The organism is Roseiconus lacunae, assembly GCF_008312935.1.
Taxonomy (GTDB): domain Bacteria; phylum Planctomycetota; class Planctomycetia; order Pirellulales; family Pirellulaceae; genus Stieleria; species Stieleria lacunae.
In genome coordinates this window covers 1-6,707 of sequence record NZ_VSZO01000091.1, presented here as the reverse complement: position 1 = coordinate 6,707, position 6,707 = coordinate 1, and the positions used below count along the sequence as shown (strand labels likewise).

The 6,707-nt window shown below is 52.6% G+C and carries 7 protein-coding genes; all 7 read left to right on the top strand.

Annotated elements, in window-relative coordinates; all coding sequences use genetic code 11:
- Positions 1–201: 201 nt before the first annotated feature.
- The 7 genes from FYC48_RS28890 to FYC48_RS27385 all read left to right on the top strand — a co-directional run bounded on the left by FYC48_RS28890 (position 202) and on the right by FYC48_RS27385 (position 6,402).
- The gene (locus tag FYC48_RS28890) at positions 202–948 is read left to right on the top strand and encodes a DUF1559 family PulG-like putative transporter (RefSeq protein ID WP_390622172.1); all 747 of its coding nucleotides are present in this window, start codon (positions 202–204) and stop codon (positions 946–948) included.
- A gap of 591 nt (positions 949–1,539) precedes the next feature.
- A complete protein-coding gene (locus tag FYC48_RS27410) occupies positions 1,540–2,175 on the top strand; it encodes a TolB-like translocation protein (RefSeq protein ID WP_160149806.1) in 636 nt (211 codons plus the stop codon).
- Positions 2,176–2,332: 157 nt separating this feature from the next.
- On the top strand, positions 2,333–2,644 hold the full coding sequence (locus FYC48_RS27405) for a hypothetical protein (RefSeq protein ID WP_149500009.1): 312 nt from the start codon (positions 2,333–2,335) through the stop codon (positions 2,642–2,644).
- Positions 2,645–3,840: 1,196 nt separating this feature from the next.
- Positions 3,841–4,122: a hypothetical protein gene (locus FYC48_RS27400; protein WP_149500008.1), complete on the top strand. Its 282-nt coding sequence runs from the start codon at positions 3,841–3,843 to the stop codon at positions 4,120–4,122.
- Between the two features lie 178 nt (positions 4,123–4,300).
- Positions 4,301–4,783 (top strand): hypothetical protein, encoded by a 483-nt coding sequence (locus FYC48_RS27395; protein ID WP_149500007.1) that lies wholly within the window; start codon positions 4,301–4,303, stop codon positions 4,781–4,783.
- Positions 4,784–5,457: 674 nt separating this feature from the next.
- Positions 5,458–5,907 carry a hypothetical protein gene (locus tag FYC48_RS27390; protein WP_149500006.1) on the top strand — a complete coding sequence of 150 codons (450 nt, stop codon included), beginning with the start codon at positions 5,458–5,460 and terminating at the stop codon, positions 5,905–5,907.
- A 93-nt stretch (positions 5,908–6,000) separates the two neighbouring features.
- A complete protein-coding gene (locus FYC48_RS27385) occupies positions 6,001–6,402 on the top strand; it encodes a hypothetical protein (protein ID WP_160149805.1) in 402 nt (133 codons plus the stop codon).
- The last annotated feature ends 305 nt before the right edge of the window (positions 6,403–6,707 follow it).

The following is a 6,707-nucleotide window of genomic DNA, read 5'->3' as shown; positions in this document are numbered from 1 at the left end:
AATCGGTTACACTGGCGAGCAGCGACGATGCTTCATACTGTCGTCACGCCCGGGCTCGCGAACAATCGGATGCACACGGAGCAACGGAGTCGGGGGCCTTTGGGTTTTAGTTTCTACTCGATCGCCGTTGCCCGGTGATCCTAGCCGTTCGTCGCATCGGGAGCGTCTTTTCTGAAACCCAAGCTCAAACTTGCTGCCATCGTGATCGGCATCGCTACTTCCGCGATCCTCTTGCCGTTGCTTTTCAACCACGCGTCGATACGCAAAGCGGAAATGAATTGCACGAACAACATGCGTTCCGTTGGTCTTGCGATCATGAACTACCACGCTGCATTCAAACGTTACCCGTCACCAGATTTCGGTGGGCACAGTTGGCGTATTCGATGCCTTCCATTCGTGATGGCATCCCCAATGTACTCAGAGTATCGATTTGACGAGCGATGGGATTCACCCAACAACATTACAATTGACACAAGACCGTTCCAGAGCAAGAAGATCGTTGACGAGAATGCCGACGTGCCAATGGAGGTTCTCGGAGTTCCCTACCCGTATCCTTGCACGCATTCCGATGACGCGCACTTCGCGTCGTATCTAATGCTCGTAGGTGACAACGCATTTGGAAAACCCAACGGTTGGCGAAGCGATTCTGAGGTATTAGACGATCCAAAATCAACTATAGCAGTTGCGGAGACGATCGCCACGACGAACCACTGGCTCTCCCCTCGTGATCTTGACGTTGCGACTATGTCTTTCACTGTCAACGACGGCCGAAACTCAATTTCGAGTCGGCATCCACGAGGTCCCGCTGTGCTTTTCTGCGACTGGGCTATTTATCGATTGAATCCAGCGATCGATGAGGATACGTTGAAGGCAATGGTTACAATCGATGGTGGCGAGGAACTTTCACGCGAACTCCTTGTTGAGCGTGGAATGCTTCTCGCGCCGTAACCGAAGAAATGGACGAACCATGACATGCACGGGAGGACGGCTTGCGCGGTTTCTGAAGTGGTAATTCTTTCGTCCGTCCCCCGTGATGTCTAACGTTATCCGATCAACGCGATTCCTTCCTTGAATAGCCAGATCGCTTTGCACTTACCGATTCAACGATTGCGTCGTGGGTTCGGTTATCTCGCGTCGCCGACGTTTATCGTCAACATCGCGATATCCGCCGCCCTCTGCACGATCACGGCTTGCGCGCCACGCGAGCCTACGTATCCTGTTCTCATGGTCTCCTCTCCTGTCGTCTCGCCTTCAGGTGACAAAGTTGCTTTTGCGGTTACACGCGGAGAAGAAGGAGCACTCGACTTTCAAGCAGGAGTCGAGGCCTTTTCGAAAACGACTGACACACGCATGTGGGTTGTATCGCTAAAGAACGGGGAAGCAACTGATACTCGCGCCGAGATTTGCACTGCCTCGACGCCGTTAACGTGGGCGCACGACGAATCGCACATCGTGTTTGTTTCCGGACGACTTGATCCTCTTCATAACCCGAGTTTCCAGTCGCTTGAGTCAATTGACCTGCAATCCCACGAACTGGCGTTGATCGAATCAGAACGGGCATGGGGTCCGAAATACAGTGCCAACGGGACGCACCTTGGCTACATCCGTGACACTGATTTGATCGTGGAGAATGTTCAGGCGAAAGAACGCAAATTGCTTGCGAAGAGGGTCAACCGCTACAACTGGTGTTGGGGTGTGGGCAACTCGCGGGTGTTCTACATCCGCGATGGTTTTCTCGTTTGTGAATTTAGCCTTCAATCTCAAACCGAACGCATCCTGCATTCTGCCTCACCCGAGCAAGGGGGGGGTCCTCTGCACGTGGTTTGTTCCCCTGACGGTTCGTTGCTTGGGTACTGCATAGATGATTGGTTTACGACAATCGACCTAAGAACTGGAGAAACTCGAAAGCGGTTCAAATGCGGTCACTACTTCCTTGCTTTTGATTGGAACGCCTCGGGCATCTGTTATGTTGATGCCCTCGACGGAGACCAGAGAACCAATGCTAGGCTGATGGTTTTCAATCCCAGCCGCGAAACGTCTACACCGATTGCGGAGGGAGTATTTGCTTTCCCTAGCTGGGCATCGGATTCGCAAATTATTGTTCGCAAGGGGAATGCTGAGCTTTGGTTGTATTCAGTTGCCGATGGAACTGGTTCAAAACTCTTTGGCCCATAGCGGCTCATGAATTGTCACTTAAGCCATCGGATAACCACCGGATGCACGACGAGTCGGCGTGTCAGATTGGCTTGAAGTGGATGATCTCTCGCGCCGACCGCGTGATCCTGATCGTTCTGCAATATAAAACAGACCCCGCTCATGAATGGCAAGCCATATGCGAAGAGATGAACTCACTGCAAACGCATTGCTTTATTTCCCGATCATCATGATGCTTGGGATGCTCTTGGTCACAAGCTACCCATTGAACATCGCTGCCATACTAGTCCTTTATCTGATCGGCATGATCGATTTGACGTACGCGAAGCTGCCATTGTTTCGGCATCGGATATGGAACTCGTTTGGCCCCAAGCACATTCCAACAAAGCGCCGCGACGCCTATTTTCGTGGCTACAAGAGAATTGCATTCGGAGCTGCACTAAACTTGCTGACACTGATGCATTACTCGTTGACGACTTCTGGCCTGTAGGTGCCTGCCGTAAAGAAATGCAGAACCATGGCATGAACCGAAGACGCGGAGTCACGGTTGTTGAAGTGGTGAGTCGCTTGCCGCGTCTCGGTTATGCCTACCGTTCGTCGTGCTTGTTCACGATGGTATGTTCTTCTAGCTTTGAGTTCGGCTTAACGCACAAGCCGGATATGGTGACCGCAGTCGGCCCACCTCATGATGATGCGACCTCTGTTTCCTATTGATCGCACTTGATGTCTCGGTTTGGTAAACGTTTCGAACACACAACATTCGGCAGCAATGGTTCGTGATCCTATACGCCCATTGCGTTGTCGCCGTGGAGTCTTCGTCTGCCCTAACATTCGGTAGCAGCCAAGCGATCGGCCAACCGCCGACTCCGGTACCAAGGTTCGCACACACGATGCTGATCCCGACCCAGACTGATGGATCGCCCCATGCTGCTTAGCGATTGTTACAATGAATCACGTCCGTCCAACTTCATGTAGGCGGCAACCGTAAATCGACGAACAACTCGATGCACGTGAGCCGCCGAGTTGGGTTCATTGAAGTGGTGAGTCGTTCGCGGCGGCCACGTGATCGTCACCGTTCGTCGTGCTTGGTCACGTTCGTTGGCTCTTCTAGCTTTGAGTTCGGATCAACGCACACGCCGGATATGGTGACTGCAGTCAGGTCATTGCTTGTTGATGCGACCTCAGTTTCCTGTTGATCGCTCCTGATGTCGCGGTTTGGTAAACATTTCCAACGGCCAATAATCGCCAACAATGGTTCGTGATCCTGTACGCCCATCGCGTCGTCGCGGTGGAGTCTTAGAATCGCCCCAACAAGCCGGAATGATTAATCGATCGGATGTCGCTTGAATTCGGTACCACGGTTCGCACACACTATTCTGGATCCCGATCCAGACTGATTGATCGCCCCACGTCAACCTGCGATCGCTACAATAGATTAGGACCGTCCAACTCCATACCGGCAGCAGCCGTAAACCGACGAACCAATCGATGCACGTGAGTCGCCGCGTTGAGGTTGTTGGAGTGGTTCGTCAACCGCGGCGACCACGTGATCGTCACCGTTCGTCGGTCAAACAAAGCATCGAACACTCGGTTGTGAACCCTTTCATACCACCGCACGCATTGTCCGGACGTCCCAGTAGTCGCCTGCGTTTTCGTTTTGCAACAGCGTCTCGCCGAAACGCTTGGATGGCCGTTGCGTTTTCATTCGCGTTCTTCGGTTTGGTCCTGTATTGGCCACAGATTACAAAACATCGCCTCAGCGACAACGCGATCGTAGTGTCGCTGCATGCGTTGATTGCTCTCAGCCTAATCGCTTCGATCTGCGTGCTGGCATTCACGTACCGATTTACTGCCGCGAGAGTTTTTGGCGGGATCGGTGTTCTGATGAACGTTGGACTCGTATCAGTATTGGCGTTCATTTACTGGGTGCTCAATTACTCGGGAATCGAATTCACGGGGCCCGGATGATACATTCGATTACCTGTTGCGACCGACGTTGATGCTCTGTCAGCGCGCAGTCAAATCGACGAACCATGAATTGCACGGGAGGCCGGGAGTCGCGTTCAATGGTCTGCTTGCAAGTCGTACGCCCGGCCCCCGTGAATTCCACCGTTCCGCTAATCAACAAGGGAAGTTTTTGTCGTCCATGAATCTTCACCAGTTTCGATTGCTCAGCGTTCTCTTCTGTCTCCTTGGCTTTGGGCTTACGGTCTACGGGTGCAATACACGGGTTGGGGATCCTTCGGTCGAACTTGAAAGGCTGCGTTCGATTAATCAGGCTTTCGATTCTGCAACCGCGCTGACGTCTCAGCGAATGGAGGACTTGAAAGATCGCCCCAATGATGAGCGAACTGCGAGATCATTACAGATATACTTTGCGACACTTGAGCCCGCCTTGACTCAGTTCTTGGATGCGCCTCCTCCAATCGACGTCAATATGGAATCCGACCTGCGCGAGTGGCGCAAAATTGTTGCTGAACTGAACAAACTGTACACCGGAATTGTTGATTCCGAGCGTTATGATCTACCAGAGGATGAGCAAACCCGGCTCAATGAGTTGCTGCTAGCCAATGACAAAGTCGAGACAAAAATTTCGGCGTATGTCTACAATTTGCTGGACAGAGAGTAGAGATGGCGGAACCAAAAAATGCACCCGAGTCGCGAAGTTGGTCGTTTTGACAATGGAGAATCTCTCGTCGCGACCGGGTGATTTTAGACGTTCGTCGTGCTACTTCATGATCGTTGGTCTATTCGCCTTCGAATGCGAATCAGATCCGACGCCTGTCTTTGTGGCTGGAACCAAGCCCATCGCTTCGCGACGCGACCTCTGTTTCCTGTTGATCGCACTTGATGTCGCGGTTTGATAAATCATCTTTTCCAATCGGATGATGGCTTGGTTGTTCGCAACGCATGTCACTTTCGTCGTGCCGGATGACTCACGTAGGGGCCCATTGATTGACAACGGAACATCAGTCGCCTATCGATCGCACCTGATGTTGCGGTTTGGTCGTCGCGCCTGTCCCATCGCATAGACTCACGTACCGGCCCATCCAATGACGACGAAACCTCTGACGCTTGTTGATCGCAATCGTAGTCACGGTTTAACATCGTAATCCCACTTGACAATAAGGCCCATCACCACGCAGCGATTGCTACAATGGTTCTGATCCGTCCAGCTTCCAGCCGGCGGCAAACGTAGCCTGACGAACCATGTGATGAACGGGAGTCGCGGGCGCTGCTGTTTCCTGAGTTCACGATGTTTGGCCACGACCCCGTTATCACCAACGTTCCCCGACTCAAGACATGCGCATCGCGTCCATCCTTTTCGCCATCTTGATCGTTTTTGTTGGATGCGGTCGACGCGGACCGCTTGACGATGCGTCGCTTGACGTACTCTCGCGCACTGGCATGCACGGAGCGGACGTAACTTACCCGGATGGTTACCAGGCATCGCTGGTTCCTGATGACTACAACCAAATGCGAAACCTGATTTCGGCTTTGGCCCCCATCAGATCGGCTGTTGAAGGGGATCTTGACGACTTCGACTACGAGCTGGTTTATATCGCTGGAATGGATCCAGCCGTAATTAGAATCAAGCTAAATGATGACACTCAATTCACATACAAATGGGGTGAGTACGTTTATACTGGCGGTGATCCTTCGCGATTTCAGGAGGCAGTTGATGCAATACGCAACCGCGTCGAAGAGCTTGGCGGTGAACGAACCCAAGCCGAAGAGAGCGGGGAACCATGACATGCACGGGAGGACGGGAGTCGTGGTTATTGGTCTGCTTGCAAGTCTTTCGTCCGTCCCCCGTGATGTCCACCGTTACGCCAATTCGATATGATGCTTGCAAACGCCGGTGTTCCGTTGATCGCGCTGCACTTTCCAGCAATGGTCGTGTTGCTTGTACCGATCATCGCGATTGAGTATCTCTACGGTCGCTACACACTCGCAATTGCCAATTCCCGCGTGCTCAGTGGGGTTGCCGGAGCCAATTTGGCTTCAACTTTGATTGGGATACCGGCAACTTGGTTTTTGATGGTCGTGCTCAACATCGCGACAACAGGCGGAGAATCGAAGGGAGTTGATACGCTTCCTGAAAAGCTCGCCTCCGTCGTGCTCCAGTCAGCTTGGCTCATGCCCTATGAGGCAGGTTTGGACTGGATGATTCCTACTGCAACGCTAGTTCTGCTTGTGCCGTACTTTTTTGCATCCGTGTTCATAGAACGATTCGTTTTGCACTGAATTTGGAAAGGGGAGCTAGAAAACGGCATACCTGCTTTCGCTTGGGGTGCGAACGGACTTACGTATACAATGCTGGCACTTGGGACGGGAGTGATGCTGGCACAGGCATTGTTCTAGCGGGAATGCATGCGTAACCATGCCGTGAACCGGAGCGGCGAAGTCACGTGTTTCGAAGATGGTTGATCTTTCGTCGCCGCCCGGTTACGGCCACCGTTCGTCGTGCTACTTCACGTTCGTTGGTCCATTCATCTTCGAAAGCGGATTAGATCCGACGCCTGTCGTTGTGGCTGGACTTGGGCCCATTG